This window comes from Halobacillus alkaliphilus (assembly GCF_900113125.1).
GTDB classification, from domain to species: domain Bacteria; phylum Bacillota; class Bacilli; order Bacillales; family Halobacillaceae; genus Halobacillus; species Halobacillus alkaliphilus.
The window spans coordinates 14,590-41,329 of the sequence record NZ_FOOG01000020.1 but is presented as its reverse complement, the minus strand read 5'-3'; the positions used below and the strand labels follow the sequence as shown (position 1 = coordinate 41,329).

Here is a 26,740-nt window from a genome sequence, read left to right as displayed (position 1 = left end):
AATTTCTTCCTTATAGAAATACGGAATGCGACGCGCTTATTTGACGAAATTATTGAATGTTTTATATTTTTTTATGAAATGTGTAATCGATTACATGCCAATGCTATTACAAGAAAGGGGTTTTTAAAATGGCCGAGAATTCTCAAATCGCAAAAGACGTCATTGAGGCTGCCGGAGGCGAAGGAAACATCGCTTCAGTAGCTCACTGTGCCACCCGCCTTCGGATTATGCTGCACGACAAAGAGAAAGCTGATATTTCTGCAATTGAAGAGATCGACAAAGTAAAAGGTGCTTTTTACAACTCTGGACAGCTGCAAGTTATCTTTGGAACTGGTACGGTTAACCGAATTTACGAAGAGGTTACCAAGCTGAATGTTGAAGGAACCACGAAATCAGAAATGAAAGAAGAGACGAAGAAGCAGGGGAACTGGTTACAGCGCTGGATCCGTACATTCGGTGATGTGTTTGTTCCGATTATCCCGGTGCTTGTTGCCACAGGTCTATTCATGGGTCTTCGCGGACTTGTTACTCAGCCGCAGATTTTAGGACTATTTGGACTGGCTCCTGAAGATATCTCAGAAAACTTTATTCTATTTACGCAGATTCTGACGGATACCGCTTTTATATTCCTGCCGGCACTCGTCGCCTGGTCTACGTTTAAAGTGTTTGGGGGCAGTCCGCTGCTCGGTATAGTAATAGGATTAATGCTCGTATCACCTGCACTTCCGAACGCCTGGGATATTGGCGGCGGTGAAGTCGAACCAATCATGTTCTTCGGCTTTATTCCAGTAGTTGGTTATCAGGCTTCTGTGCTTCCTGCCTTTATTACAGGTATATTAGGAGCGAAGCTTGAGAAAGCTTTAAGGAAGAAAATACCGGAGTCTCTGGATTTAATTCTTACACCATTTTTAGTTCTATTAATTATGATTACGGCAGCATTGTTTATCATTGGACCAATTTTCCACGTTGTAGAAAACGGTATTTTCTCTGCTACACGTGTTGTGCTGGATCTTCCACTAGGACTTAGTGGCCTGATCATCGGTGGATTGCACCAGGTGATCGTTATTACAGGGGTGCACCACATCTTCAACCTGCTTGAGATTCAATTGCTTGAGCGTTTAGGCGAGAACCCGTTCAACCCGCTTATCTCAGCAGGTATCGCTGCTCAAGGTGCCGCAGCACTTGCGGTTGGATTGAAATCAAAACAGAAGAAAATGAAAGCTCTCGCACTTCCATCTGCGCTTTCAGCGTTCCTTGGAATCACAGAGCCTGCCATTTTCGGTGTTAACTTGCGTTACATGAAACCATTTGTCATGGGTCTGATTGGTGGAGCTGCCGGCGGTTTCTTCGCTTCCCTCATGGGACTTGCTGGAACTGGAATGGCGATCACCGTAATTCCTGGTATGCTTCTATACCTGGACGGTCTGATTCCATTTGCCAATTACATCATCGCAAACGGTATTGCTATTGGAGTAGCCTTCGGACTGACATGGGCTTTCGGTTACGAAGACGGCATGCTTGATAAAAACAAATAATAACCATTTATCCCTATTATTTCTACCTCAGGTCCACAAGTATTACCAGGAATGGGTAGAGAATATGGAAATAACTAGAGGACCAGGTCAAACAGTATTTTCCAGTTGGCCTGGTCTGTTTTTTGTCTTTTTATGTCAGGCAGTGTGATATAATAAAGGGGCAATCATGATAGAAAGAGGTGAGCAGCACATGTATAAGGAACCTATCTTTTTAAAGCCTGAATTCAAAGAACGACTTTGGGGCGGAACGGGCCTTAAAGAGATTTTTCAGTACGATATACCTTCAGATCAGACAGGAGAAGCCTGGTGCATTTCTGGACATACGAATGGTTCGAACACGATTCAGAATGGACCGCTGGCTGGACATAACCTGGCTAAAGCATGGGAAGAACATCGTGAATTGTTCGCTCATGAAGAAGGAGAAGAATTTCCATTGTTAGTGAAAATTCTGGATGCTGCGAAGGACTTGTCTGTTCAAGTCCACCCAGATGATACATATGCGCGCGAAGTTGAAGGAAAAAATTACGGAAAAACCGAATGCTGGTATGTGATTGACTCTAAAGAAGGCTCTGAAATTATTTTTGGTCATCAAGCCTCGAATAAAAAGGAATTACAGGATTTGGTGGAGAATGAAGAATGGGAGAGGCTGCTTAGGCGGGTTCCTGTTCAGCCTGGGGATTTCTTTTTTGTACCAAGTGGAACGATCCACGCGATTGGCGCTGGCATTCAGATTCTTGAAACCCAGCAGAGTTCGGATATCACGTATCGGGTCTATGACTATGATCGCGTCGGAAACGATGGGGAGAAGCGGGAACTGCACCTGGATAAGTCACTGGAAGTGATAACGGTTCCACATAAAGATCCCTACATCGATCGATCAGATGCAGTTCAGTCAGACCTTAGGCAGGAAACCTTGGTAGAAGAAGAGTATTTTTCTGTTTTTCATTGGCAATTGGAAGGGGAAAGCGGGGAGCTGAAACCCAATCCTTATTTGTTAATAAGTGCTCTCCAGGGAACTGGAGAAGTGAGGATTAACCAGGAGACTTATTCGTTTTCAAAAGGGGATCATTTTATTATCCCTGCTACGGTAGACACATTCGAATTGAAAGGAAATGCTTCTTTAATCGTCTCCCGTTCCAATAAGTCATAATCATTATAAACTACAAGAGGAGTGATGGATGGATGTGGAAAAATGAGTACGATCGCTGGAGAGAATTTAAAGAGATGGACGAAAAGTTATCGTCGCAATTAAAAGAGATTGAAGATGACGAGCAGTCTTTAGAAGACGCTTTTTATAAGAACCTCGAGTTTGGTACGGGCGGAATGCGCGGTAAGCTTGGACCTGGTACGAACCGGATGAACATCTATACGATCAGAAGAGCTGCCGAAGGTCTCGCTACGTATGTGAATGACCAGGGACTTTCGAACCGCGGCGTAGCTATTGCTTATGACTCCCGTTATATGTCCAAAGAATTTGCAGTGGAGACAGCCCGCGTGCTCGGCTACCACGGTATCCCTTCATACGTATTCACTTCCTTACGCCCGACGCCGGAGCTTTCGTTCGCTGTGCGTCATTTAAAGACCGCAGCAGGAGTGGTAGTCACGGCAAGCCATAACCCGCCAGAATACAATGGTTTCAAAGCCTATAACGAGGACGGCGGCCAGCTTCCTCCTCTTCAGGCTGAATCCATGATCGGGTTTGTCAATAAAGTAGAAAACGAACTGAATGTAGATGCAGCCGATCAGAAGCAGCTGGAAGAGGACGGTCTGCTCCACTGGATCGATGAAAAAGTAGATGCCGAATATTTAGAGCAGCTTAAATCCGTAACGATTCAGCCGGATATTAAAAAAGATATCTCGCTGGTGTTCACGCCTCTTCACGGGACAGCACGTGATCTCGTGCAAAAAGGACTGGAGCAGAGCGGTTTTTCTTCCGTTCATATTGTAGAAGAGCAGGCGCAGCCGGATCCTGAATTCTCGACGGTTGCTTCTCCGAATCCGGAGGAACATCAGGCTTTTGCTATGGCGATTGAACAAGGAAAAGCTGTAGGAGCAGACTTACTGCTTGCGACCGACCCTGATGCGGACCGCATGGGAGCGGCTGTACCCGATAAAAACGGTGAATATCAGGTGTTAACCGGAAACCAGACTGGTGCTCTTATGCTTGATTACATTTTAGAGCATTCTCCTGATGTACCAGACAATGGACTTCTGATTAAGACCATTGTGACCTCTGAATTCGGCCGTGTCATCGCGGATGCTCATAACATCGGCACGCTTGATACACTGACAGGCTTTAAATTTATTGGTGAAAAAATTAAAGAATACGAACAGAGCGGAGAATATGAGTTCATGTTCGGATATGAAGAGAGTTATGGTTATTTAGTTAAACCATTTGCACGTGATAAAGACGCCGTACAGGCAGCGATTCTTATAGCAGAAGTCGGCGCTTATTATAAGAATCAGGGCAAAACCTTGTTGGATGCCCTCGAAGAGCTTTATCAGAAGCATGGTTACTTCCTTGAAGATCTTCAGTCCGTGAAGCTTGAAGGAAAATCAGGAGCGGATAAAATCAAGACTATTATGGAAGATTTCCGTGACGCAGGTATTACAGAAGCAGGAGGAAAGAAAGTAGTCGCTGTTGAGGATTATTCTACAATGACTCGTCATTACGTAGAGGGAGGCGCGACAGAGGAAATTGAACTTCCAACATCGAATGTGCTGAAGTTTATTCTCGAAGACGACTGCTGGTTCTGTTTACGTCCATCTGGCACAGAGCCGAAAATCAAATTTTATTATGGAGCCAAATCCGGTTCCCGAAAAGATAGCGAGAAGATCCTTGAAGCATTAAAAGAAACCGTAAATGACCGTTTGCATGCATTGATTTAACTAAGAGTCCCAGCTTTCCATATGGAAAGCTGGGACTTTTTTAGTTACCTAAAGGCTCTATTATATTCTCGGTTAGCTCCCGATAATGGAAGACTCAGTTTCAAGACAACTGGTTCCGTTACGTTAAATGGATAAGGGATGGCGGGAAAATAATGCGTCTTGTTCCATCATCCGGACACTCAAGGCATAAGCTGCTCATCAACGGACGGAAAAACTACCATCCTTGGTCGGCTTATGCTGGTCGTGTCTTTCGGGGTGACTCCAAATTTGAACACTTTCCTATGGCCCTGAAAGACGCAGGGCCATAGGAAAGCGAGTCATTCCCTGGAGCTCATTTCTCCATCCATTATCTCAAAACTGAGTATTACACAATACACTCATTTGATTGGAAAAAAATAATAAAAATGTTTAATAGAGCCATTATAAAAAATTAAAATTTATAGTGAAAGAGCCACGTTTCCCATCACGTCAGGGAAGTAGTTTTGAGAAATATTTGAAATTAAACCATGTATTCAAGATAAAAGACTTTCAATTTGTTGACAAATCAGCGATAATAGAATAAAATACTGAAAATTCAGATTAAATTAAAGGGGTGGGCACTGTGTTAAATATTAAAATGTTGAAACCGTATTACGTGAAGGAAGATAAGCGCTTTATCCGAGTTGTGCTAGCCTACCAGTACTTTTCATTATTTATTGACAATGAACTCTATCAATTCGTTCCTATGGAATCCAGAGAAATTATCATTGACCGTCAACGTAAGCGTGTTCATAATGTATTTGATATTTTCGTATTTCAACGTGGTAAAAATATAGTGTATGTATCGGTGGCCGATCTTCTGCAGCTGCCGGATTTTCTACAGCATCTTCATTCCATCGTCGCACCTTACTATGAAAAGGAAGAAGTAGAACTTACAAAACCGGAAGAAAATGAAACGAATGAAGTGATTTTGGAGCTCGAAAAGAATAATCTCAGGCGTTTGATCGATCAGGCAATTGATTCGGAAGACCGCGATACCTTCCGGGTGCTGACGACTACATGGAACCGTATGTATTCTTAAAATAGAACAAACAAAACCGATATGACCGTTCATATCGGTTTTTGTTTGTTTAATAACTATAAATTACAATTTACTACATTCTTTTATTAGAAATATTCTAAAATTAAATGTTTATATTTAAAAAATAGTTAAATATGTTCAAAATCCCTTTCAGAATATCGGTTATAATAATAATACATTTCCAGATGAAGGAAGATTCTTTAATAGATAAAAAATAGAGAATCTTTAAACAGAAAACCTAGAGGATTTTGGGGAGGTTTAGAGAGATGAGAACGCTGCCGAGTATCAGTAAATTAGATGAGGATTGGGTACATTTATTAAAGCAGGCAAAGGCCATGGGGCTGACAATCGAAGAAGTAAGAGATTATATTAAAAGTTCCTCTAATAAGAGGAATTCATTAGAATAGACGCACCGCCTAATCATTTAGGGGTGCTATTTTTTTGGATTCAGGTATAATAGTAAAAAAGGATTAATCTTGGGGGTATCTGTATGGCTATTTCCCATCATGAGCTTACCCACTTATTGAAGGACTGTTCGATTGCACTGCAAGTCCCTGTGCTGCTTTTGAATCATAAACGGAAATTAACTTTTCAATTTCCCGACAGTTTTCATCAGCCGCCGGATTTCATGAAAAAAAGCTTCTTCCCTTTTTTAGAAACCATCAGGAAAAGTCCCAACACCTTAGAAAAATTCTCAGATGAATTTGGACAGAGTATTTTCTTGTATTCTATGAAAATCGGGCAAGAAGAACCAGTAGATATCGTATTTGGTCCCTTTTTACATAAAGAGATTGGAAAAAAAGAAATTGATGGTTTTATAAAAGCAGAATCAAACTGTAAAGTTAAGACGGAAAGATTACTAAATTACTATGATCAATTACCAGTTCTGAACCCTATGCAGATGTTGTCCATGGAGAGAATTCTCATACGAATTCTCTCCGAGAAGCAAGAAGGACATCGTGAAAGAAAACATTCGCCTATCCAGAAGGTGTATGAACATTATCTCATCAACGAAACTTCGCCGAACAACAACTATCAGCTTCAGGAACGTTTTACACAGTTATTCAAACTAGGCCATTCGGAGGCACTGGACATCTATCGGGAGTGGAGGAAGCAATTGTTCTCATCCCCCAGTCATTCGAATGCAGTGAGACTTGAAAAAAATCAACTGATCCGTCTGATAGGGGAATTGAATCAAATGTGCCTGGCAGGGGGAGCACAGCTGGACGAAGTGATGTCCCTCAGCGAGTTCTTTATGAACTACTTAGAAACGAAAAATACTACGGAAGAACTTCAGGAATTAGAAGAGAATGTTATCCAAAGCTTCATGGCCCGTTTGCAGCGAGCGCAGGAAGCACCGGTGCACTCTCCTTTAGTCGAGCGGTCCAAGCGCTATATATTCCAGAACTTAAGTGAAGCCCTTTCCCTGCAGGATATCGCAGCTGCGATGAATGTCCATCCTAATTATTTGTCGGGAGTATTCAAGAAAGAAACAGGAATTTCGATATCGCAATTTATTAATGTTGAGCGGGTGAAAGAAGCGAAAGAGATGCTGAGCATTTCTGATTTTACTTTGCTGGACATTAGTTTGAAGCTTGGGTTTAATAGTCAGAGCTATTTCACAAGAGTTTTCAAAAAAATAGAAGGTATCGGACCAAATGAATTTCGCAAAAAACATCATATTATGGAAGAGTGAAGCCGGTTGAGCTATAGAACAGCCGGCTTTTTTGTTCTTAAAATAGAAAATATTTGGAGATATTTGGAGAAAACAAGAGTGTAGCGAACGTAGTTGTTCTCTATTGTGAATTTTGGCGGTTTTCTTTTTAATAGAGTCGTTTTATAATATTCTTTATAAAGAACAAAATGAATATAAAAAAGAACGTTATGGGCAAGATTTAGATAAATTTTGACATGGAAAAGGGGATAGAGGCCATTGGCTACTATAGGGGAAAAGATTCGGGCTCTTCGGATTGGAAAGGGTTTATCGGTGAATGAGTTTGCAAAACTGTCCAAAGTATCCAAATCGTATATTAGTAACATTGAACGAGGGGTTCAGAAAAATCCATCGCTCATTGTTATGAGTAAGCTCGCAAGGACACTGGAAGTACCGCTTGAGGAATTGCTGCCCTATCGTTGGGGAGACGAATCAGAAAAGAACGAAAAGTGAATGGGTGTAGAAAGTTGTGGCTCTGAGATGACTGGACAGATTACGGCGCAGATGGATAAAGATTGGCTTGAGCTTATCATGCAAGCTAAAAAAATGGGGTTAACCTTAGAAGAAATTAAACGTTTTTTAGAACAGAAAAAACTACTCCTTTGAGGCGGGAGGGAAAGATTGTGAGAGGAAAAGTCCTATTTACCAGGGGAGCGGCTAAAAAGAATGTTGTTGTTAAAGGGCTTCCAGAGTATAGGCATGAATCAGGTGCCGTTCGTGATATAAGCGTGCTTGTCCAACAATATTCCCAGCTGATCGTAAAAGGTGGCTGGCAGGTGATTAGTCAGCAGGGAGTGGTTTATGCGAGGACCGCTGATCGCGGGCTAAAGCAGGACGCTATGGAAGCCGTGGGAGGAGACGGCTCCCCTCTCTCCTATGTCCAAGCTGCCTCTTGTTACCACCATCTATCTGACTACACTAAAAAAGGAAGCTGCCTGAGTGAAGCGTCCATTTTAGATGATTCATTGGTCAGGAACCTTGATTTGTTTAAGGAATGGAGCTTTGGACAAGTCCACCGCAGCTTGAATCCCGTGTTCTTCTATGACTCGCTCTTACATCCTGTCGTCATTTTGTTTAGTCATCACAAGGAAGGAATCGAAACTATTCAAAAGAGCATCCACCGCTTTGAGCGTCAAGGCTACGCCTTAAAGTTTCAACAGAGGAACTGGGCCGTCCAGAACAGGGGAGACGAGTTCCCCAAGTATTATAATTGACAAAGCCTATTTTCTTATTAAAGAAGTAGGCTTTTGTCATAATTTGACACATTCACTTCACCGATTGAATAACCATTCATATACTATTATAAATTTTTAAAATATTTTTGAAAAAAACACTATTCAAATGACGAAGATTGCTATATGATAAGATGGTAGATTGGAAGAAAACATACATTATTTGTTGAAAATTTGAAATTGATGAAACTAAAGGGAGAAAACTCTTGATTAAGTGTCGATTAAGAGCCAAGCCCCCTCAAAAAAAGATGTTTTTAATCGAAGATATAAGTAAATAGAATAGTAAGATACTAAACGATAGAAAAGGTGAGACGAATGGAAAATTTAAAAGAGGTGCTGCAGGATATCATCCAGCGCTCCGAAACTTCGGAAGTCCTTTCTTCTCAGGACGTTATTGAACAATTAATCCAGCAGCTCCAAAGATAAATAAAAATATATTGATATAAAAAACGTCCTGAACCAAGTTCAGGACGTTTTTTCTAAGATTTTTTCGAATTTCTTTTTTCTTAGAGAAGATGTGATTAAATGGCAGCAAGTGTAAACACCTAAACTTTGGATAATAACCAAACTCGGGACCATAACTAGCCTGTACCTTGTTTGTATTTCAATCAAGAGATGAATCATTGCATAACCTATGATAAATAAGACAAAATAGAGAGCCTTAGCCGAATGATGATCATTATCCTTTAGCAAGTTCCTGGCTAGAATCACTATAGACAATAAGCCGAACAAGAAAAGCGGTACATAAATTAGTTTATCAAATCGATAAAGAAGCTCTGACACATTCTCTTTAGAATTCTCATTTTCAATTTTATAACTCCAAAAGATTGAGGCATCACGACTTCCCCACATATCTTCAAACTTTTCCTTGAAAAGCTGGAGTAGTTCGCTTTTATCGGCCAACCGATTCTGAATCATTTCTTCTTCTTTCTCTAAACGTTCTTGCAATTCAAGTCCTTTTAAAGCTTCAGAATCTTTACCTGAATAACTTCCATTAGTTTCATGATTTAATCCTAATACAAACTTCCAGTGTGGATCTCTGTTCTCTAAAGGATAGTTGGTAACTCCAGCCATTATTAGGGATTGATTCACTATAGTTAACAGAAGCATATAAACCATTACTGTTCCAGCCAATTTGCCAGATGTTATAAGTGCTGTTTTACGTTTAACGCCTAAAATAAACACGACAAATATAAATAAGCCGGCTGCCAACAATACAAATGACCCTAGAGGGCGAATTATATTGCCGAAAGCGAACAAAACCCCCACGAATATCCATGTCCAATTATGTGTGTTGAAATGCTTAACTAGCAGATAAGCCCCTGCATAAAATAACAGTGTCGCCAGAATCTGATTGGTTAGTACTGAAGTCATAATAATTGCTGGCACATAAAGACTGTATATGACTCCAGCAATCCTTCCTGCTATTTCATTAAATAATTCTTTTGCAATAAGATAAATAAGCCACACTAAACCTACGCTATATAATATATTCAAGAACTGTAAAACGAAAATATCTTCGCCAAAAAGAGTAATAACTAAAGCTTGATACATAACGAAACCTATTTGATAGACCCATTTTGTAAAGTAGGTATCTTCTGAGAAACTAAAGTCTCCATTAGATGCTGAAACTGCTGCGTTGTTTAGCAATAAAAAATCCGATATAGGATCAGTGGATGCATATAAAACCCACCCTAGCCTTACAAGAAAAGCTACTACTAGCGTCCCAATTAAGAACAGTTTGTTAGATATCGGTAATCTAGCTAAAAAATAAATAGCAGCTGCTACAACTAAGCCTAATAACACAATATACATTAAGGGATATGTATAATTTTCGACAAGCTCAATCCAGTTGGCATAGGAACCATACCCAAAATAAACAGCCCCAACGATAAGAATAAATATCATACAGAATACTCTTAAATACTTATTAAAATGGACCACTATTTTCCCCCCTCCATGCTGGAATACGTTTTGCGGTTAAACACAAAATACTTACTTGCTATATAGTTAAATAAAACTACCAGCACATTCACTAAAATTTTTGAGATAAGAGGATGAAAGTGAATGACTTCTATTAGAATGATCATTAAACCTATATCCATTAAATAGGACATGATTCGAAAAGTAAGGAATGGAAGAATTTCTTGGGAACTGGAATTTTCACTTTTAAAGACAAATCGCTTGTTTGTTATAAAAGCAAAAATTACCGAAAGTATCCATGCGATTGACGTGGCTAGTTTATAATCAGTCCCTAGTAAACTATTTAATATAAAAAATGTAATTATATTAACAAGAGTGGTTAGACCGCCAAAAAATAAGTAAGAAATTATTTCTATCTTTGAATCTTTGTTATTCATAAATATAATTATCCTTTATAATATTTTTTAGTAATTAGAGTGTTCATAGCTTTTTTCATATTCAAAAACGTTCATGGCTTTTTCGTGATTGTACTCATTGATAAAATAAAGTGGTCGTTTCTTTGTTTCATTGAAAACTCTTCCCAAGTACTCACCTATAATACCCAGTACCGTTAATTGAATACCTCCAATAAAAAGCACAGCACTCATGAGAGAAGGGTAACCAGCTACTGACTCACCGTAAACAAGAGTTTTTAAGATGATGTAAAGCATATATATAAATGCTATGAAAGAGACAGTAATCCCCATTAATGAAGATAGCCTTAGAGGCGCAGTGGTAAACGTTAACTCCTTCAATGGCAAGGTCTACAAGTTTTCTGTAATTCCATTTTGTTTTACCTGATACTCTTGGATCTCTGTCGAATAAAACTTCTTTCTTGTGATAACCTACCCAACTGAACATTCCTTTCGTGTATCTCTGTGATTCTCTTAATTGTTTAATAGCTTCCACACAGCGACGATCCAATAGTCTAAAGTCTCCTGTATCCTCTTGTATAGGAACTTGGCTGATTTTTTTAAGAATTTTATAAAACGTGGCGGAGGTTGTCTTTTTTAACCAGCTTTCTCCTTTGCGAGAACGTCGTTTAGCATAAACATCATCGTAACCTTCTTCCCAGTAGCTTACTAATTCAGGTATGAGTTCAGGCGGATCCTGTAAATCAGCATCCAGAATGACTACTGCATCGCCTTTAGCATGGTCTAGTCCTGCTATCATAGCGATTTCTTTCCCAAAGTTTCTGGACAGATCTACGTAAGAAATGCGATGATCTTTTGTACGCAATTGCTTTATAATAGATAAAGTTTGTTCGCTACTTCCATCATTCACGAATAATAATTCAAATTGATAGTTCCTTAGATTAGCTACAACGTTTAAAACCCTCTCATAAAGATAAGAAATAGACTCTTCTTCATTATAAGCGGGGATCAAAATTGATATTGTCTTCAATAGAATACCTTCCCTTCTGAACCATGGATACTTGTATATTTCACCCATAATGAAGCGGCAAGGATATACCTTACCGCAATAGTAATAAATGGCTATATAATTTAAGCATGAGAACATTTTAACATAAACGCTAAATTTTGGTATAAATTTTTAGCTATAAGGAATAGGAGGGAAGATTTAACGGCTAAATCAAATCTGAAGCCAAAGTCCGACAAATTATTTGGCAGCCTATGGTATAATGTGAACGATGCACCCTTGAATTAATTAAACACAAGTGAGGATTTCTATGAATATATATGTTGATATGATAATAGCGATCGGCCTATCCATGGCAGTGAGCTACCTGCTCGTATTTCCAGTTATGAAACTAGCCGTAAAGTGGAAAATGATGGATTATCCTGAACTCAGGAAGATCCATACAGAAATTACCCCGCGTATGGGCGGTCTGGCCATTTTTGGCGGCGTAGTAGCGGGAATGCTGTATATTAGACCGGATACCCCTTACTTTCTTTCGATCAGTATCGGTGCGACGATTATTGTCTTAACCGGTCTTCTCGATGACCGCTATCAAATCCGCCCGATTTTTAAACTGGCTGGACAAGTTTCCGCTGCCGGTATATTGATTCTATCGGGGTTAAAAGTTGATATCCTAAGTGTTCCTTTATTAGGAATGATCTCATTAAATGAACCGATCAGTATTCTGTTCACATTTTTCTGGATTATTGGAATTACTAATGCCATCAACCTGATAGATGGACTGGATGGTCTTGCCACTGGTGTTTCGACGATTTCCCTGATTAGTATTGCTGTGATGGCGCTGGCGATTGAACCACAGATTACAATCGTTTATTTATGCATCGTGCTAATTGGAAGTAACATCGGCTTCCTTTTCCACAACTTTTATCCTGCCAAGATTTACATGGGAGATACCGGCTCTCTGTTTCTCGGGTATTCCATGGCGGTTATATCTATGGTAGGACTCTTTAAAAACGTGACATTATTCAGCTTCGTCATTCCGATTATTGTCCTTGCGATTCCTGTTTTTGATACACTCTTCTCCATCATGAGACGTCTTATCAATAAACAGAAGATCATGATGCCGGACAATAAGCACATTCATTATCAAATCCTGGCGGCAGGCTTCAGCCACCGCGCGACGGTGTTAATTATTTATGGATTCAGTGCCCTGTTCGGTTTACTGGCCATTTTATTCTCCCTTACATCGATTGGGATCTCGCTGATCATTACGTTTGTACTCTTAGTCCTGCTTCACTTATTTGCGGAAATGACAGGAGTGGTGTACCGCGGAAAACGACCAGTGATCGATTTCTTTTCTAAAAATGACAAGAAGAATAAGGATAAAGATAAAAATAAAGAACGTGAAGAAGCTTAAACCAGAAAGCCCCGATTCCATTCAGAGGAATCGGGGCTTTCTGGTTTTTTTACTGGGAAAATACGGGTTATGAATGTTCATCCATTCCGTACGATTATTGAGGCTTTTTATTTAATGTTTCTTCCAGCCTGATCATAGATATCAAACCGGAAAGAAAAGGCAGGGCTCCTACAAGTCCAATCGCCCAGTTAACGGATAAAGCATCGGCAATGATGCCTGCTGTCAGGGCTCCAAAAGCGTATCCGCTGTCCCGCCAAAAGCGGTATACTCCCATTGAAGTGGCTCTCCATTCAGGATGAGCGACATCACTAATCGATGCGAGAATGGTAGGGTAAACGAGTGCCGTACCTATCCCAAGTAAGATGGCCCCGAGGATCCATAAAGGGTAGGTATCCACAAGCAGGATAAACCATAAGGCCAGAGCTTGGACAAACATTCCGGTAACGATGAGTTTTCTTCGTCCAATCCGGTCACTCCAGAGACCTGTGAACAGCTGGAAGAATCCCCATGCTGCCGGGTACAGGGCAACCACTGTGCCAATTTGTCCCACACTCAATCCGCCCGAGGCAAAGAAAATCGGAAAAAGACCCCAGGCCATACCATCTTTGAAATTCGTCGTTAAACCGGCAAAGCTGCTGCTGGATAAATTACGGTTTTTCCACGTCGTTCGTTTGAAAACTTCCTTAGTGGATAGGCTGCCTGATTCCTCATTCTGCTGCCTGGCCTGCATTTTTACATGCTGCTCAGTATCTTGAACCATCAGCGATAAAAGGAAACCAATGATCACCAGTCCGATTCCTATATAAAACGGCTCTGGACTAAGAGAGTAGGAAGAAGCAACATAACCGGAGATGGCAGCCATTAAAGCTACACCCAGGTAACCGGCAAATTCATTAAATCCTACGGCAAGCCCTCTCTGATCTGGTTTGGCAAGATCTACTTTCATGTTAACGGTCATGGACCAGGTCAGTGCCTGATTCATACCTAAAAGGATATTAGCAGCGACGACTACCCACCATGCATGAGCAAAAATAACGAGTAGAGGAACGGTTAACCCTATCGCCCAGCCGATGAGAAGGACTCTTTTTCTACCGATTCGATCGGCAAGGTTACCTGCGAAAAAGTTTACAATGGCTTTTGAAAAGCCAAAGCTGACAATAAAGGAAAGAGCGGCACTTGCAGATGCTATACCGAAGCTCTCCTCCCCTAATATGGGCAGGATTGTTCTTTCCAGTCCTACCATAGAACCTACAAACAAATTGATTAGGACTAATAAAAAGAATGGAAGGATATTTTCTTTAATCCCTGACTGAGTTTTATTTGAATGGTTATCCACTGTTTTTCACCTCTTTTACATCTCGCACTTCTCAACATATAAATACGTCTGACAATGTCTGAATAATAGCATGATGAATGAGCTCAAGGGAAGTGGGGTGCATAGACTTGGGGAAGGAATTTAGAACGAAGTTTATTAAGATCATGTAAATTATTTTAGGAAGTGTTGTTCAATCAAATCGTTTCGTATATAATCTTATCGAAAGTCAATATTGATTTTCGATATTGAAGAGCTTAATAAGGAGGGCAGATATTTGGATAATAAAGTAGTAAGGAAACTTTTCTTAGGTTTTATACAAATTCATATTTTGCATCACGCCAAAGAAGAAGCTATTTACGGGTCCTGGATGCTTGAGGAGCTGCATGAGCATGGGTACGAAATAAGTGCCGGCACCCTTTATCCCATTCTTCACAATATGGAGAAAGACCAGCTTCTGGATAGAGAAGATGTCAATGTGAATGGAAAGATACGCAAATATTACCGCATTACAGATAAGGGGGACGCTGTCCTCCAGGAAGCCCGGGCTAAAGCTTATGAACTCTTTAAAGAAATTAAATGATATGAGGTGAACAAATTGAGTCAAAAACAGAATAAAACCACTCTACAAATCCTATTAGAAATATTATTTACATCTACGAAACTGGGCTTGACCTCATTTGGAGGGCCTGTAGCCCACCTGGCATATTTTAAAGATGAGTACATCGACCGGCGAAAGTGGTTAAATGACAAAACCTATGCGGATCTGATTGCGTTATGCCAATTCCTACCCGGACCGGCAAGCAGTCAGGTCGGCATCTCGATTGGAATTTTACGTGGAGGAATACTGGGAGGGATTACATCCTTTATTGGCTTCACTCTTCCTTCCGTTATTGTACTGGTCGTATTCGCTTTACTTTATCAAAATTTCTCCCTGGCTGACGCAGGATTTATTCATAGCCTGAAAGTGGTGGCGGCAGCCGTCGTCCTGCATGCTCTTATCGGACTTGGTCAGAAGTTGACCCCGGATAAAAGCAGAAAGGCTATTGCAATTGTCGCTGCCTTAGTTATGCTGCTGTACCCTTCTGCCTGGATACAAATCGTCATTATCTTAGCTGCGGGACTTCTTGGACTTTCCTGGTTTAAAGATAAAGCAGAATCAAATATTGAACCTTTCGCTGTTAATATATCTAAAAAAACCGGAATCCTTTCCTTAACCATTTTAGGAATTTCGTTAGTTTCACTTCCGATCATAACGAGCGTAGTGAACAACTCTTTGCTCAATATTTTTGATATTTTCTTCCGAGTAGGTTCCTTGGTTTTTGGAGGCGGCCATGTTGTGTTACCTATGATTGAAAGAGAGCTGGTCCCGGTGGGGCTGCTGTCGCCTGATGAGTTCCTGGCTGGTTATGGTATGGCGCAGGCCGTTCCAGGTCCCCTGTTTACTTTTTCAAGCTACCTCGGAACAATGATGGAAGGAGTCGCAGGAGCAGTCGTTGCTACCATAGGTATTTTCCTGCCTTCTTTTCTGCTTATAATTGGAGCTTTGCCTTTCCTGAGTGAATTGCGCAAGCGTGCTTCTTTCCAGGGGATCCTGATGGGAGTGAATGCGAGCGTCGTTGGAATTCTATTAGCCGCATTCTATGATCCTGTTGTTAAAAGTTCCATCTTTGATGGTGCTGATTTTGCCTTAGGGACTATTTTATTTGCTTTACTTAATATCTGGAAAGTCCCGGCCTGGCTGATTGTTATACTCGGTGTCCTCGGAGGCTACCTCCTCAACCTATTAGGTTTCTAAGAATCAGACTTTGTTAAAAACTTCAGTTCGAGTCTTCCAGAAAAGCTCCCGCTACTGTAAGACTCAGTTTCGAGATATTTGTTGAGCGGAAGGTCCTGCGGGGGACGATTTCGCTTTCCGCGGGCATGTGCTGAGCTTCCTCGGGCTTAACACCCTGCGGGATCTCACCGATCATGTTTATCCCGCAGGAGTCTACATCGTCCCCCTCCGGACCTTGCCGAATCAGACGCTCGAAACCACTTAAGACAGCGCTGCTTGATGAGAAAAAAGAGCTGTGTTTTTGAGACAATTACTAAGCTATAACAATGGGAATTAGCCTATTATAGAAGCAATTAATACCGATTAAAAAGGAGAGCGTTATCCCTTCTAGAAGGGGCCGTTTTTCTCCTAAGATTGAGTTGGTGGGGAAATGACGAGACTCCCGTGGGAGAAGGAACTAGGAGAGACCCCACAGGGAGTGATAACAACCGAGGAGGCTCGCCGTTCCCCCACAGGAAAGCGAGTTATTTCCTCACCAACTCTTCCTCTTTTATGGTAACAGTCCCGAATTATCTCGAAACTGAATCTTCAACTATCCGACCGAATTGTGGAATAAAGTTAGTATAAAAATCAACAACGCGTTTTACTTCCCCTCATCCTTAACGGTGAGGGGATTTTTAAGTCCTGAATAATAAAAAGCTGTTCAGAATATTCTTTACTTTGCATGCCGCTCACCTTAAACTATGAATGAATATGAATAAATTTTCCAGTACATAAGCAGAGAGGAGGCGTTGACGATGATTAGGATTGTCAGTGGTATTTCAGATGCAGTTAAGGTGAAGCAGACTGGCTGAATACGGATCATGGAGGTAAAAGGATGAAAACATTAGAGCAAGTGAAAATAGTCGAGTATCACGATGGTTACGCACAAGCCGTGGCAAAGATGTGGAATGAAAGCAGCGAAAACTGGGGTGGAGATGATTCCGTATCAACGGCGCAGGATATTATCGATACGGAAGCGAAGTCGACCAATCTTTACCTATTTCTAGCTATTATAGGCGACGAGGTGGTCGGTTATTGTGGTCTTTCCGAATATCGGGAGGACGAAGGTGCGCTTTATATTCCACTGATCAATGTTCATCCCGAATACCAGGGATTGAAGATTGGAAAACGCCTCCTTCTCACAGCTTTAGATAAAACGGTCGAATTAGGCTGGCCGAGATTGGATTTGTTTACGTGGCCGGGAAATACGAAGGCTGTTCCTCTTTATAAAAAGTGTGGATTCTTTTGGGAAGAGCGTGATGACGCCACCCACTTAATGAACTTCATGCCCATGGTGCTGCAGATCGAGTGGCTGCGGCCATTTTTCGAAAAGCATAACTGGTACACCACGAGTCAGCGGGTCATTGAAATCAAGCCGGATGGTTTCAAGGCTCAGGATCATACGGTATTTGAGTATAAATGGGAAGCGGGAGGCGAGTTTGTCACCATTCAATTCGAACGAACGGGAAGAAGAATAAGGAGGATCGAGACGCAGGATCTGATGGTGGAAATGAATCTTCCCCACTTTAAACTGTTGGAAAAGGAACCCCATTACGCGAGTTATCGGATCATCAATAAAACAGAGACGCCTTTTCAAGTTTCAATTTCCGGCAGCTCATCGGCCGTGGTCAAGCATGAGGTGGAGGAAACGTTTGAAGTGCGGGGCGAGTGGAACGGGGAATTTCCGGTTCAGCTTCATATGCCGGAAGTGGAGCCGAATCCATGGAAAACTCATCCGGTGATAGGAGTGGATATTACCATCAATCAATCAGTTCTCCCTCTTCGAATGGGGGTTTTTCCTATTCAACCAGGAAAACTTCACCTTCGTTCATTGAACAAGAACTGGAGAGTTCATCATAAAGGGACGCTGCAACTTGATTTGGAGAGCCAGCTGGATACGACTTCCTCCTGGATCGTGAAACTTCCCGCCAATAAAATTATTCAGTGGGAAGAACCTCAGGTGCAGGCGCAGGTGGATGCGAAAGGACGCCTGTCTATTCCGCTCACTGGCGAGCTGCGCAAGCACGGCTTTTTAGACGAACAAGTTGAAGTTAAGGTGCGGCGGAAGGACGGGAGGACCACTTCTTTCCACACACGTCTTACGCTGGCGTTCCCGGGATACGGGGCCAAATTCGGCGGTCAGACAGAAGAGCATTGGTACGGTTACAATGGTCCTCACTATGTAAAAATTGAAAAAAGAAATAATGCCGTAAAGGGTGGTTCTTTAAGAGCGAAGGAAGATCCGCTCACCATCATGACCCCGAAGCTTGGGAAGCCGTTTAATGATGAATTGTCAAAAACATCTGCGACTTCGGTTGAACATATTGAACTTCAGGAAGCATTTGTTCTGAAAACGAGCCTTGCGTCACATGTTTTTTCTTCGGTTATTCTTAACACCTACTATAAGATTTACGGCGATGGGCTGGTCGAGATTACGCATGAACTGATCAATCATGGACCAGAGGAAAAGAGCGATCTTGCGTTTCTTCAGCCGATTATTATCCCGTTAAAAGGAATGGCGATGCCGATGAAAAATGGGGTGTTAATTGGAAATGAAGCAGACATTCCGTTTATTGGCACCATTCACAGCGGAGATCTATCTGAAAGATGGCTGTTTACTTCTTCTGCTTCAGGAGATACGGCGGGGCTGGCTTGGCAGGAAGATGCTGTCGGCAAACGTGATGATTGGCGATTTGGGGTGATGTACTCTATTGGCACCCTCGAACCAGGAAAGCTTCAATCGCTCGGACCGATTCAAATCGGCATAAATACCGTACCAAACTGGCGGCAGTGGCGCGAGTTAGCAGCAGGATACGAAACGAAGAACCTCGAAGAACTCCCTCTCTATGGATTGGAAGTAGAAAACGATGGATTCGCTTCAGAAAAAGGGGAAAAGGTAGACGTCGCTTTTCGTTCGAGGCTGTCTTCCTACCTGCAAGGCCGTTTAACCGTTCATTCTGAAGAGGATACTTTTGAAAAAGAAATTGGAAAAGAAGAGGCATCAACGAAAGTAACTTACCCGCTTGTGTACCATACTCCTGGCTTAAAAACGCTCACGGGTCAGTTCCGGAGTCCAGGAAGGAAGGCTGATCTCCACGCCCTTCATGTTGTAAAAGGAACAGAGCCTGTGGAGGTTTCAACCGAGGAGGACATTTGGACGGTTGATAATGGAACGATTGCCTTCCGGGCCTCAGCCTCTTATTACCCGGGGGTCTATTCCATTAAGTACAACGGCAGAGAAACGCTGCACCACTGCTATCCGGAAGCTGGGCCGAAAGCATGGTGGAACCCATGGGGAGGCGGTATCCGTTATGCGATGCAAAACGTTAGTCCGTATTCGATGCTGAAGGAGCGAACATCGATTAGTGCGGTAACGAAAAAAGATCAGTACGGTCATGACTGGACAGGGATCTGTCTGAAGACGGCCTTCACAGAGCATGAGGAAATGAAAGGGGTCGTCCTGTACCAATACGCCCTGACGCTGCCAGAAGTACCGGTTGCTGTTTTTTACGCAGAAATTCACCAGGGAGCAAACCGGACGTTTTTTGGTGAAAAACTCAGCCTGGAAGCTTTTTTCAAACCAGCGGAAGATTTGAAATCCTGCTATGCCGTTCAGCCGAACAACGGTCTGTTTCACACGTATTATGCCGGTGTCGAAGAGTATGAATTGAATGACACACCTTTTGTTCAGATCGGTTCCGATGATCGGAAGGAAAAGGCGACGCTGATCCATCCGAATACCAGACAGACAGCGGGCACGTATATGAACCAGGAAGTTTTTATGGTGGAATCGGTCCAGGAGTGGGCGGCTGGATCAGGAGAACTAACCCAAGTAGAGCCGACCATCCTCTTCTTGGGAGAAGAGACGTATGACAAACTAAACCATCCGTTTCATGGAATAATGTTTAAATAGGAGTTTTTTATGAAGATTATTGACGCACATATTCACTTTTCAGATATCGAAACGTTCCATCATACCGCGAACGAACTGTCGCGCGTCGATTATTCAGGAAAAGGCCTGCAAAAGGAAATGGAAGAGGGAAACGTTGAGGTTGCGGTTGGGATGGGCGTGACGGAAACAACGGAAATGGGGTTTCCAGACCATCATGCCGACTCTCCCATGGGGCTGGATTTAGAAAAAGAGCTTCCGGGAAACGTGGCCGCCTGTCCTGGAATCAACCCTTACCAATTAGGGAAGTCGGGGCTGGATGCTCTGGAAAATGAGCTTAAGAAGCGGCAGGTCGCAGGAGTGAAAATATATCTGGGTTACTACCCGTACTATGCCTATGACAATGTATATCAGCCGGTCTATGATTTGGCCGCGGCTTATGACGTGCCGGTGGTGTTTCATACGGGCGATACGTATTCGGAACGGGGGTTATTAAAATATGCACATCCGCTGACGCTTGATGAGGTGGCTGTGCTGCGGCGCGATGTAAATTTTGTAATGGCGCATTTAGGCGATCCCTGGGTCCTGACCGGAGCAGAATTGGTTTATAAAAATCCGAATTTATTTGCGGATTTGTCGGGCTGGGTCGTGGGCACAAACGAAACCCTTGCCGGGAAGTTGAAAGGTAATTATTTCGACCACGTACGCCATGCCTTAACGTTTTGCGGGCATTATGAAAAATTACTTTTCGGAACGGATTGGCCGCTCGTCCCGATTAAAGGATATGCAGAGTTCATCGGTGACTTTATACCTTCCAGGCATGTAGAGGATGTATTCTACAACAATGCGCTGCGGGTCTTTCCGAGGCTCAACCATTTAAAATGAAAAAAGGTCTCTCCGCGACGTAATTCGTGGAGGGATTTTTTTATACCCGTAGCCAACGCTGATTAAACTATCGCGCAGGATTGTATAAGGCTCAGTTTCGAGATATTGTTTCACAGTGAAGATCTTTTAGGGGATGATTCGCTTTCCGTAGCCACCCCACTTTTTTTGGAAATGGACTTAATTTATCTCGAAACGGAGTCTTCAACAAACGGGAGCTTATCTGTAAAAAATCAATTCAGTTATATAACCAATGTCCTGCTGTTTAAGGTCATGTTACTGATGAATAAAAACAGTTGAGAGGAGAACGTTAATAACAGGAGGTGATCCTTATGGCAAAGTCCATGGATCCTGATTACGGGCAGAAAAACGTCACTAGTTCAGGTACGGATATTGATGAGGTGAAACGTCAGAACGCGAACTCTGGTCTTTCTTATAACCAGGCGAAATAATTACTAGCCAGGCAGACCGCTGAACGTGAAATGGCTCAAAACGATTATGTTCATAAAGTTGGTAAAGACAATTTATGAGAGATGGGTGCCAGAATCTTCAAAGAGATTCTGGCATTTTTGTTTTGATTGAACGCTACTATGAATGATTGATGCGGTGAAGGAAGGAACAGTCTTTTAAGAATTTTATTTTTTCGATAATCTTCTCTATAGTAGAAGAAGAGTTGTGGTTATGAAAACAGAGTTATTAAATCAGTCTATAATTATATAAACGAGAAATAAGGAGGAGAAGTTAATGCTCGCCATACAAAATGTTACCATCATTCCAGTCACCGGTCCTCCTATTAATGAAGGCACTTTGATTATAGATCAAGGAAAGATTAAACAAATCGGAAGTAATCTTATAGATGTCTCCGGTTGTGAGGAAGTAATAGAAGGAAGAGGCAGGGTGCTTACTCCTGGCTGGATCGATGCCCATACACATTTAGGTATCGATGAAGAAGGATATGGTTGGGAAGGTGCGGACTTTAATGAAACCTCTGAAGCGATGACCCCGCACCTGCGTGCGATTGATGGAGTGAATCCGAGTGATCAAGGATTTCACGATGCTGTGCAAGCAGGCATTACAACTGCGCAAGTTTTACCCGGGAGTGCGAATGTAATCGGCGGCTTGACTACGATTATAAAAGTGAAGCCAGAGTCCATCGTTGAGGAAATAGTGATGAAAGAAGAAGCAGGATTGAAGATGGCCTTAGGAGAAAATCCAAAGAAATTCCATGGCCAACAAGGACGAGCGCCAGTCACAAGGATGGGGGTAGCTGCAATGATCCGTGAAAGTTTCGTTAAGGCTTCCCATTATTTAAAAACAGAGCAGCCTCGTGATTTGCGTCTGGAAGCAATCGGAAAAGTGCTTGCACGTCGGCTTCCTATTTGTGTACATGCTCATCGTGCTGATGATATTATGACGGCCATAAGGATCGCCAATGAATTTGAGATTGACCTGCATGTCGAGCATGTCACAGAAGGACATAAAATTGCTCCGTACCTTGAAAAGTATAAAGAGCGCTATAAATTCTCAGTAGGACCTACATTATCCAGCCGAAAAAAAGTAGAACTAGGAAATATTTCGTGGAACACATATGCTATGCTTGACGATCATGGAGTTCCTTTTGCAATCATTACCGATCATCCCGTTATTCCTATTGGACAGCTTCAAACCTCAACACAGCTTGCCGTGAAGGCCGGGTTGGATGCTCATGTCGCATTGGCCGGTGTAACGATTCGGGCGGCAGAAGTGTTAGGAGTCGCAGATCGAGTAGGAAGTATTGAGGAAGGTAAAGACGCAGATCTTGTCCTCTGGGACAGCCACCCAATTGAGGGGAAAGGCCGTGCAGTAATGACTTTCGTGGATGGTAAAATGGTTTATAAAGAAGAATCGCCTATATAAGAGGAACAAACAAGTTTGAAACCGATCCCACCTCAGGTCATCCAAATTATGGATGACCTGAGGTGGGATCGGTTTTTTATTATATCCGAAGAATGATCGTGAGATTTACCCTTTATTATTATTTTCCAAGAAAAGGTTGAAAACAAACATGGGCAAGTTTACCCTTACAAGTAGGTAGAATTTCGTGAGGGAGGGAGAATTTTGGCCCATTTACCAGAAGAAGAGAAGCGGCAAGTGTTCAAAATGCAGCTTGAGCATTTACATAACAATGGATATTTAACCGATGAAGCCTACCATAAAGTGTTAGAGGCTGACCATACATATAGACAAGATAAGAAGCGGGAAGAAGAACATAAGGAGCTTCACGCAGCTGCAGAGACAACGCCTAACCACGATTCTTTCGCAGAGCAGAATCCTCCTGCGAAACCGAAGAAAGAGAAGAAGACGAAATCCAAAGAAGAAATTCGCGAACGCAATATTACGTGGTCACTTATCCTTGGTGTTTCCCTTCTTTTGATCACAGGGTTGATTGTCGCCACAAGCCAGTGGGATCAGATGGGGGCAGGGATGAAAGTTTTATCCATCTTCTTCGTCTCCTTATTTTTTCATGGTTTGAGTTACGGAACAGGGAAGTTTCTGAACATCCAGAAGACAGCTTTTGCGTTTCTAACGTTAGGAAGTCTGCTGATCCCAATTGCGATTGTGGCGATTGGATTCTTTGGATTGTTAGGTGACTATCTATCCCTATTCGGGGAGGGCAGATACCTCTTAGGTCTGCTCGGTACACTGCTTCCATTGCCGTTATACATCAGGCATGCCATTGTACATAAGTCACGCTTATATGTATGGATCTCCTTTGTCTTTTTATCTCTATCGGCAGGATTCAGTCTTGGCGCCCTTCCTCTATCAATGGACGCGTTCTATATGGGTTTGATGCTTTTCAATGTGATGCTGCTTGGTGGTTATATTGGGTTCAAGGATTCAGAGAGATGGTCGTTATTTATAAAAGAGTTGCCGCTTTATGCGCAGCTGAACTTAGTCCTTTCTACCGTGCTCATGCTGTTTTTCTATGAGAGTGAAGTCTTTTACAGCTTCAATCTGCTCCTGACGGCGAGCATCTATATGGCGATGGTGTTCATCTATCAAACGAAAGAGTACCAATTCGTTTTTTCGGTGATGGTCGTGTACGCCATCTATCAGCTGGTGGAGAATTCACCTCTTCAGTCTGTCGATCTTACCGTGTACGCGGTGGTTGGGCTGGTTTACTTAGGATTTGCTTATGCCTTTAAAAATCATCATTTCGTCGAAAAAGTGTTTCGTTACACGAGCGGGATCGTCTCCTTTTGTGCGTTTGTTTATATTAGCTATGAAAGTATCGTGTTGAGAGGCGAAGAGGGTTCATGGCTCTTGCTGATCGCTTACGCCCTCATTACCGTCAATTACCTTGTGCTCTCGAATCTGAACACCTACGTGGTTTTCCAATACATGACTCCTGTGTTTTTCTTTATCACTCTTTGGCAGCTATGGGAAATGACGGAGATTGGTCCGCTATTTCTATTCCTGTTTATCGGGGCAGCTGTGTCTCTTCTTTATATTGGGTTATGGACGAACCTGCGCTGGCTTCGGGTTATTGATACGAGTACGATCTATACATCGATAGTCGTAATGGCGGGCTGTATTTGGTACAGCGTGTATGATGAACGTCTGGCCTATAGCTCGTTTATGTTCCTGATGATCAGTGGCCTTGCTTATCCTCTGAAAAGAAAGTACAGCCACATGGACATGGGAGAAACAGCGGTATGGGTGCATCCAGTGGCTTTGTTTATTTCATCGGCAATTTTATATGAACCACTCATTGGCTGGTTTCCTGCTTATCAAGAAGGTTTAGCTTTTCCATTTCATTTGGCCGTCACGGGAATCTTACTTGTGATCGTCCATCTGTTATGGAAGAAATTCCGTGATGGAGAGCTTTCCGAAGCCAGTTTTTACACCGGACAAGGTTCTTATGTACTGGCTATGGTGACCCTGGCAGGCAATTCCCGGGTGGATCCTGTTTTAATCCGTCCTTTGATTCTGATCGTCGGTATAGGCATGATGGTATGGATGGTTCTTCATGCTAAAAGAGCATTTCTCTGGCTGTTCGTGTCTGTTACGATACTAGCTTTTTACATCTCTTTACTAAATCCAATTTCGTTCGATTCGTTTGCTTCATTTTTTACTTATATGATTCTCGCACCTGCTCTACTCGTCTTTCTTGGAGATGTGAGACTTGGTAAATGGGAAAAAAGACAGCCTTATTTTTATTGGCTTGCTCATTCCGTTCAGCCGCTGCTGATCGCCCTTTTCCTGCTCAATTCACTGGGCGGGGAAGCGATGTATCCCTGGGTACTGGTTATCCCCCTTAGTCTATACGTATACAGCTCATTAACATCCTCTCGGGAATGGGAAATCAAGCTGATGCTTTATGCAGCTTTGACGACGCTGTTTTTTGCGGTGTGGACGGTCCCTGGCTACTTTGGCTGGTGGGATGCGGTTACCGAAACATATGCCTGGCTTGTGACCAGTATAGCCATCGCAGGAATCTGGATGGGTGTACTAGCCATATGGAAGAAAAGGATGGAATGGTATCTCATTCCTTTTTCCATTTTCGGATTGTCTCTGTTAATCAATAGATTGGAACCGTGGGTGCCGTATGAATGGCTTCTTGCAGTTGGGTACGTTATTTTGATTCTTTTCTTTATGCATCGCAGAAAATGGTCGCTCGCCCGATTTATTCCCTTGTTACTCGGTTTGGCGCTATTGAATGAGGTCAGCCCTGATTGGGAGCGTTCAGCGTTCGTTATGGTGATGATGATGAGTATCGGTATTCTGCTTGCGGCCGGTCGCTATTTCCATCGTTTATTGATCGGTCCGAAAATAGAAGCCGATGCCTATACCTGGACAGCGCTCTTCTATATTGGCTATTTGAATCTGACGACCATGGTGGATGAGAACGTCTGGATCCGGGTGCTGCCCGTGCTGTTAGTGAGTATCTGGTTCCTTTTGAATGCTAAAAAATGGGAGGAACCACTGCTTGGCAAATCGTTCATTACAGTGGGGGCCGGGTGTTTATATGCCGGGTATATTATCGTATTGCTGGATTATCATGCTCTGATTCCTGACTTAATCGAAGCTGAACTGCAAGTGCTTCCTGTTCTTGGTGTCCTTTTCTTACTGCGAAGAAAAACCTGGCGGGAGTACTCCGGGATTCTGAATCATGTGCAGCTTGCGGTTCTCCTTCTGATTGCTGCTTATTTAGTCGTCGACGGCATCGAGAGTCATACAATCTGGGATGCGTGGATCCTCGGCGGTTTATCGCTCCTATCGATGATTGCCGGCATGCAGTTCCGAATCAAATCTTACTTTTTCGTCGGCATGGGTGTGCTGATTTTCAATGTTCTTTACCAAACCAGACCCTACTGGGGCAATCTTCCGTGGTGGGTGTACCTGCTGCTCGCAGGGCTTATCCTCATAGGGATAGCAAGCTATAATGAATGGCAGAAACAGCAATCCGATGATCGTAAACCTGTAGACAGAAAGTTAAAACGGTTGTGGACAGCATTGAAGAAGTGGGATTAAAGGGAAGAAGCTCTCTAGTAAATGATCGATGGTGTAGAGGGGTGCAAGGGGACGGTGTTTCCAATCTGCCTACCCTTCTCGGAATTGTGGGCTATTTTACCGTCGAAAAAATAATACCGAGGAAAAACAGCCCAT

Annotated in this window: 19 protein-coding genes and 1 pseudogene; 16 read left to right on the top strand and 4 right to left on the bottom strand. The window is 42.5% G+C overall.

All coding sequences use genetic code 11. The features are described from left to right. Nucleotides 1-128 precede the first annotated feature (128 nt). From BMZ06_RS11725 to BMZ06_RS11685, 9 genes are all read left to right on the top strand, one after another. Entirely contained in the window at nt 129-1,535 is a 1,407-nt protein-coding gene (locus BMZ06_RS11725) for a sucrose-specific PTS transporter subunit IIBC (RefSeq protein ID WP_089752225.1), read from the top strand. A gap of 190 nt (nt 1,536-1,725) precedes the next feature. Further along, on the top strand, nt 1,726-2,685 hold the full coding sequence (gene manA / locus BMZ06_RS11720) for a mannose-6-phosphate isomerase, class I (RefSeq protein ID WP_089752247.1): 960 nt from the start codon (nt 1,726-1,728) through the stop codon (nt 2,683-2,685). Between the two features lie 32 nt (nt 2,686-2,717). After that, the gene (locus BMZ06_RS11715; protein WP_089752224.1) at nt 2,718-4,424 is read left to right on the top strand and encodes a phospho-sugar mutase; all 1,707 of its coding nucleotides are present in this window, start codon (nt 2,718-2,720) and stop codon (nt 4,422-4,424) included. Nucleotides 4,425-5,025: 601 nt separating this feature from the next. Beyond that, a complete protein-coding gene (locus tag BMZ06_RS11710) occupies nt 5,026-5,484 on the top strand; it encodes an IDEAL domain-containing protein (RefSeq protein ID WP_014644718.1) in 459 nt (152 codons plus the stop codon). 266 nt (nt 5,485-5,750) lie between these two features. Then, nucleotides 5,751-5,891, top strand: a complete 141-nt coding sequence (locus BMZ06_RS11705; protein WP_089752223.1) for an anti-repressor SinI family protein — start codon at nt 5,751-5,753, stop codon at nt 5,889-5,891. An 83-nt stretch (nt 5,892-5,974) separates the two neighbouring features. Then, on the top strand, nt 5,975-7,180 hold the full coding sequence (locus BMZ06_RS11700) for an AraC family transcriptional regulator (RefSeq protein ID WP_089752222.1): 1,206 nt from the start codon (nt 5,975-5,977) through the stop codon (nt 7,178-7,180). A gap of 237 nt (nt 7,181-7,417) precedes the next feature. Further along, nucleotides 7,418-7,651: a helix-turn-helix domain-containing protein gene (locus tag BMZ06_RS11695; RefSeq protein ID WP_089752221.1), complete on the top strand. Its 234-nt coding sequence runs from the start codon at nt 7,418-7,420 to the stop codon at nt 7,649-7,651. Further along, nucleotides 7,652-7,804, top strand: a complete 153-nt coding sequence (locus BMZ06_RS11690) for a DNA-binding anti-repressor SinI (protein WP_089752220.1) — start codon at nt 7,652-7,654, stop codon at nt 7,802-7,804. 17 nt (nt 7,805-7,821) lie between these two features. Further along, nucleotides 7,822-8,412: a hypothetical protein gene (locus BMZ06_RS11685; protein ID WP_089752219.1), complete on the top strand. Its 591-nt coding sequence runs from the start codon at nt 7,822-7,824 to the stop codon at nt 8,410-8,412. A gap of 483 nt (nt 8,413-8,895) precedes the next feature. Here the strand turns inward: BMZ06_RS11685 and BMZ06_RS11680 are convergent, their stop codons facing one another. From BMZ06_RS11680 to BMZ06_RS11670, 3 genes and pseudogenes are all read right to left on the bottom strand, one after another. Further along, nucleotides 8,896-10,374: an ArnT family glycosyltransferase gene (locus BMZ06_RS11680; RefSeq protein WP_089752218.1), complete on the bottom strand. Its 1,479-nt coding sequence runs from the start codon at nt 10,372-10,374 to the stop codon at nt 8,896-8,898. Continuing rightward, complete coding sequence (locus tag BMZ06_RS11675) at nt 10,374-10,790, bottom strand: GtrA family protein (protein WP_089752217.1); 417 nt, start codon at nt 10,788-10,790, stop codon at nt 10,374-10,376. The genes BMZ06_RS11680 and BMZ06_RS11675 overlap by 1 nt, the downstream gene beginning before the upstream one ends. Nucleotides 10,791-10,817: 27 nt before the next feature. After that, nucleotides 10,818-11,796: pseudogene (locus tag BMZ06_RS11670) on the bottom strand (glycosyltransferase family 2 protein). 286 nt (nt 11,797-12,082) lie between these two features. On the opposite strand from BMZ06_RS11670, the gene BMZ06_RS11665 reads away from it, so the two are divergent. After that, nucleotides 12,083-13,189: a glycosyltransferase family 4 protein gene (locus tag BMZ06_RS11665; protein WP_089752216.1), complete on the top strand. Its 1,107-nt coding sequence runs from the start codon at nt 12,083-12,085 to the stop codon at nt 13,187-13,189. A 94-nt stretch (nt 13,190-13,283) separates the two neighbouring features. Here BMZ06_RS11665 and BMZ06_RS11660 read toward each other — a convergent pair whose 3' ends face one another. Next, complete coding sequence (locus tag BMZ06_RS11660) at nt 13,284-14,525, bottom strand: MFS transporter (protein WP_089752215.1); 1,242 nt, start codon at nt 14,523-14,525, stop codon at nt 13,284-13,286. A 253-nt stretch (nt 14,526-14,778) separates the two neighbouring features. Between BMZ06_RS11660 and BMZ06_RS11655 the strand changes: the two genes are divergently transcribed. The 6 genes from BMZ06_RS11655 (at nt 14,779) to BMZ06_RS11625 (ending at nt 26,605) form a co-directional block, all read left to right on the top strand. Then, the gene (locus tag BMZ06_RS11655; protein WP_089752214.1) at nt 14,779-15,084 is read left to right on the top strand and encodes a PadR family transcriptional regulator; all 306 of its coding nucleotides are present in this window, start codon (nt 14,779-14,781) and stop codon (nt 15,082-15,084) included. A gap of 15 nt (nt 15,085-15,099) precedes the next feature. After that, nucleotides 15,100-16,299: a chromate efflux transporter gene (gene chrA / locus BMZ06_RS11650; protein WP_089752213.1), complete on the top strand. Its 1,200-nt coding sequence runs from the start codon at nt 15,100-15,102 to the stop codon at nt 16,297-16,299. 856 nt (nt 16,300-17,155) lie between these two features. Further along, nucleotides 17,156-20,233 carry a GNAT family N-acetyltransferase gene (locus tag BMZ06_RS11645; RefSeq protein ID WP_089752212.1) on the top strand — a complete coding sequence of 1,026 codons (3,078 nt, stop codon included), beginning with the start codon at nt 17,156-17,158 and terminating at the stop codon, nt 20,231-20,233. 9 nt (nt 20,234-20,242) lie between these two features. After that, nucleotides 20,243-21,094, top strand: a complete 852-nt coding sequence (locus BMZ06_RS11640; RefSeq protein WP_089752211.1) for an amidohydrolase family protein — start codon at nt 20,243-20,245, stop codon at nt 21,092-21,094. A 741-nt stretch (nt 21,095-21,835) separates the two neighbouring features. Beyond that, nucleotides 21,836-22,987: an amidohydrolase gene (locus BMZ06_RS11630; RefSeq protein ID WP_089752209.1), complete on the top strand. Its 1,152-nt coding sequence runs from the start codon at nt 21,836-21,838 to the stop codon at nt 22,985-22,987. 201 nt (nt 22,988-23,188) lie between these two features. Next, on the top strand, nt 23,189-26,605 hold the full coding sequence (locus BMZ06_RS11625; RefSeq protein WP_089752208.1) for a hypothetical protein: 3,417 nt from the start codon (nt 23,189-23,191) through the stop codon (nt 26,603-26,605). Nucleotides 26,606-26,740: the final 135 nt, after the last annotated feature.

Bases quoted from the DNA above. Each gene is read 5' to 3' on its own strand.
- BMZ06_RS11725 (WP_089752225.1), top strand. From the start codon at position 129: ATGGCCGAGAATTCTCAAATCGCAAAAGACGTCATTGAGGCTGCCGGA.
- BMZ06_RS11630 (WP_089752209.1), top strand. From the start codon at position 21,836: ATGCTCGCCATACAAAATGTTACCATCATTCCAGTCACCGGTCCTCCT.
- manA (WP_089752247.1), top strand. From the start codon at position 1,726: ATGTATAAGGAACCTATCTTTTTAAAGCCTGAATTCAAAGAACGACTT.
- BMZ06_RS11645 (WP_089752212.1), top strand. From the start codon at position 17,156: ATGAAAACATTAGAGCAAGTGAAAATAGTCGAGTATCACGATGGTTAC.
- BMZ06_RS11640 (WP_089752211.1), top strand. From the start codon at position 20,243: ATGAAGATTATTGACGCACATATTCACTTTTCAGATATCGAAACGTTC.
- BMZ06_RS11700 (WP_089752222.1), top strand. From the start codon at position 5,975: ATGGCTATTTCCCATCATGAGCTTACCCACTTATTGAAGGACTGTTCG.
- BMZ06_RS11665 (WP_089752216.1), top strand. From the start codon at position 12,083: ATGAATATATATGTTGATATGATAATAGCGATCGGCCTATCCATGGCA.
- BMZ06_RS11675 (WP_089752217.1), bottom strand. From the start codon at position 10,790: ATGAATAACAAAGATTCAAAGATAGAAATAATTTCTTACTTATTTTTT.
- BMZ06_RS11690 (WP_089752220.1), top strand. From the start codon at position 7,652: ATGGGTGTAGAAAGTTGTGGCTCTGAGATGACTGGACAGATTACGGCG.
- BMZ06_RS11705 (WP_089752223.1), top strand. From the start codon at position 5,751: ATGAGAACGCTGCCGAGTATCAGTAAATTAGATGAGGATTGGGTACAT.
- BMZ06_RS11715 (WP_089752224.1), top strand. From the start codon at position 2,718: ATGTGGAAAAATGAGTACGATCGCTGGAGAGAATTTAAAGAGATGGAC.